We start from the raw sequence: 2,940 nt of genomic DNA, 5'->3' as shown, positions 1-2,940 counted from the left end.
CCTCCCCGCTCGCCCCTGCACGCTCCCGCCCCCACGCACACAACGCCCCCACGGCTCGTGCGCCACGCGCACGGCCCCACCCCTCACCCCAGGGTGGGATGAGTCGTCGTCCGGGTGCGGTGATCGCAAGGCGGAGGAGGGAGTCGTAGCGGCGCTACGACGACCGACGACAACGCCGCGAGCGCCGTGCCCGGGCGGCGACTAATCGCTGCCGAGGATGACGATGGCGGCGGTAGGGGGTAACGCATCCTCGTGATACCGCTCGATCTCGTCGATGGCGATCGGGTCGGCCTGCTGGAGGAACGCGGTGAGGCGGTCGACCTCCTCCGTCTCTCCGATCGATTCGGCGGCGCGCCGGAGGGCGTAGAGCGAGAGGAGGAAGCCTCGGTTGGGTCCGTGGCGCCAGGGGATCGGGCCTTGGCCGCGCCAGCCGGCGGCTCGGAGGAGGTCGAGGCCGCGGTGGTAGCCGACGCGGGCGTACGCGTAGGAGGGCAGGGCCGCGTCGATGCCCCAGACGCTGTCGGCGAGGAGGGCCCACGCGAGCGGGGAGCGGGGGTGGGCGGCTGCGAGGGCGGCGAATTCGACTGCTCCCGGGTTCGCGTGCTTCGTGAGGGCCGCGGTGACCGCGGGCTCGTCGGGGAGGAGGGTCGGTTCGGGGCCCAGCAGGTTCTCGCCACTCATGACCCCAGGCTAACCCGCCTGCGCTCGTGGGGGTCTGGGAGCCGGCCGTCCGGCACGCAGCGGAGGCTCCTCCACAGTGCGGCGCGCGGGGTCGGCTCCGGTCTTCCCCGGTCAGGGCCCGTTCCGGCCGGGGTAGCGCCGATAGCATCGACCCCATGGCGACGAACCGCAGTGAAGTCGAGGCCTGGCTCACAGACATGGACGGCGTTCTCGTGCACGAGAACAAGGCGCTCCCCGGTGCGCCCGAGCTGATTCAGGAGTGGACCGATTCGGGGATCCCGTTCCTGGTGCTGACGAACAACTCGATCTTCACGCCGCGCGATCTCGCGGCGCGGCTTCGGGGCTCCGGGCTGCACGTGCCGGAGGAGCGGATCTGGACGAGCGCGCTCGCGACGGCCGATTTCTGCGCCTCGCAGATGCCGGGCGGTAGTGCCTTCGTGATCGGAGAGGCGGGCATCACGACCGCGCTGCACGAGGCGGGCTTCATCATGACCGAGACCGCTCCCGACTACGTCGTGGTCGGCGAGACGCGCAACTACAGCTTCGAGGCGATCACCAAGGCGATCCGGCTGATCGTGGCGGGTGCGCGTTTCATCGTCACGAATCCCGACGCGACCGGGCCGAGCGCCGAGGGCGTCCTCCCCGCGACGGGTGCGATCGCCGCCCTGATCACGAAGGCCACGGGCAAGGATCCGTACGTCGTCGGCAAACCGAATCCGATGATGTTCCGCTCGGCGATGAACAAGATCGGAGCGCACAGCGAGAACACCGGGATGATCGGCGATCGGATGGACACCGACATCGTCGCGGGGATCGAGGCCGGCCTGCACACGATCCTCGTGATGACGGGCATCAGTGATGAGGCCGAGATCGAGCGCTACCCGTTCCGGCCCGATGAGGTGCTGAGCGGCGTGCACGAGCTCCTGTCGGCCGAGCCGCTCGAGTCGGAGTTCCCGCCGGAGTCGGTGGTCTGAGGCCGCGTCTGCACGGGTCCGCGGTCAGAAGCGGATGTGCTGCAGCACCCACGCGTGCATCGTGACCGCTGCTGCGGCGGAGGCGTTGATCGAGCGGGTCGAGCCGAACTGCGTGATCTCGAGCACGGCGTCGGAGGCGGCGATCGCCTCCTCCGAGAGCCCCGGCCCCTCCTGCCCGAACAGCAGCAGGCAGCGCTCGGGGAGCGCGAAGGTCTCGAGGGGGACGCAGCCGGGGACGTTGTCGATCGCGATCAGCGGCACCGCCGCCTCCGAGGCCCACTGCACCAGATCGGCGACGGTCTCGTGGTGCTGGACGTGCTGGTAGCGGTCGGTGACCATGGCGCCGCGCTTGTTCCACCGGCGGCGGCCGACGATGTGCACGCCCGCGGCTCCGAACGCGTTGGCGCTGCGCACGATCGAGCCGATGTTCATGTCGTGCTGCCAGTTCTCGATGGCCACGTGGAACGGATGACGGGTGCGGTCGAGTTCGGCGACGATCGCCTCCAGCCGCCAGTAGCGGAAGCGGTCGATCACGTTGCGCGCGTCACCGCGTTCGAGCAGCTCCGGATCGAGCCGCTCGTCGTCGGGCCACTCGCCCTGCCACGGACCGACACCGTTCGTGCTGAGCTCGACGGAGCCGGTGGGTCCGGGCGGGGAGCTCGCGTCGTTCTCGTGCACGATCGGCAACCCTACAAGTCCGGCCGCCGTCCACGCCCCGCAACGGCACGCCCGGCCGCGCGCGGACGTGCGCTGCACGCGAGCACGTCCCGGGCCTCACGACGCTCCCGGCGCCCCGTTCGAGCCCGGCGCGCCGGCTCAGGCCGCGGGAGTCGCGGCCAACGAGCCGACCAGCTCTCCGCCGCCCGCGCGATCGACGAAGCAGTAGTAGCTGCGCTCCCCCGCGTCCCACTGCTCCTGCGTGACCGGGAAGGAGCCGGACACCTGCACGTCGCCGTACGCGCCGGCGGCGGCGACGTCGACGACTCCCTGCGCCTGGCAGAGCGACGAGACCGAGACGGCGAGCGCCTCCTGTCCCGGGAAAGCGGTGTCGGGCAGCTCGGCCCTCGCCACGAGCTGCGCCTCGTGGCCGGCGCCGCAGTCGACGACCGTGAACTGTTCGGCCCAGACCGAGTCGAAGGGCTGCACGCACTCGCCACCGAGGAGCTCGGTCCACGCCCAGGTGCCTGCGGGCAGCGGCCCGGCGGTCGGGAGCGGTACGGCGGCGGTCGGAGCGGGCGTCTCGGCGACGGTCGGCGCGGCAGCGGGGGCCGCCTCCTGCTGCAAG

4 protein-coding genes are annotated in these 2,940 nt (G+C 71.5%); 1 reads left to right on the top strand and 3 read right to left on the bottom strand.

Annotated elements, in window-relative coordinates; all coding sequences use genetic code 11:
- Positions 1–201: 201 nt before the first annotated feature.
- Positions 202–681, bottom strand: coding sequence for a DUF3151 domain-containing protein (locus ACH61_RS14765; RefSeq protein ID WP_068213503.1), 480 nt, complete (start codon positions 679–681; stop codon positions 202–204).
- A gap of 155 nt (positions 682–836) precedes the next feature.
- Here ACH61_RS14765 and ACH61_RS14760 point away from each other — a divergent pair, with 155 nt between their 5' ends.
- A complete protein-coding gene (locus ACH61_RS14760) occupies positions 837–1,655 on the top strand; it encodes an HAD-IIA family hydrolase (RefSeq protein ID WP_068213500.1) in 819 nt (272 codons plus the stop codon).
- Positions 1,656–1,679: 24 nt separating this feature from the next.
- Here the strand turns inward: ACH61_RS14760 and ACH61_RS14755 are convergent, their stop codons facing one another.
- Together ACH61_RS14755 and ACH61_RS14750 are read right to left on the bottom strand one after the other, a co-directional pair.
- Positions 1,680–2,333: a TrmH family RNA methyltransferase gene (locus ACH61_RS14755; protein WP_068213504.1), complete on the bottom strand. Its 654-nt coding sequence runs from the start codon at positions 2,331–2,333 to the stop codon at positions 1,680–1,682.
- Between the two features lie 138 nt (positions 2,334–2,471).
- On the bottom strand, positions 2,472–2,940 hold a 469-nt coding region (locus tag ACH61_RS14750), incomplete at its 5' end, for a septum formation family protein (protein ID WP_201787621.1).

The organism is Rathayibacter tanaceti, from assembly GCF_001634385.1.
Taxonomy (GTDB): Bacteria; Actinomycetota; Actinomycetes; order Actinomycetales; family Microbacteriaceae; genus Rathayibacter; species Rathayibacter tanaceti.
This window is presented reverse-complemented; position numbering and strand designations above follow the sequence as displayed.

What these genes read in the sequence shown, in the direction of transcription:
- ACH61_RS14765 (WP_068213503.1), bottom strand. Translation starts at nt 681, where the DNA reads ATGAGTGGCGAGAACCTGCTGGGCCCCGAACCGACCCTCCTCCCCGAC.
- ACH61_RS14760 (WP_068213500.1), top strand. Translation starts at nt 837, where the DNA reads ATGGCGACGAACCGCAGTGAAGTCGAGGCCTGGCTCACAGACATGGAC.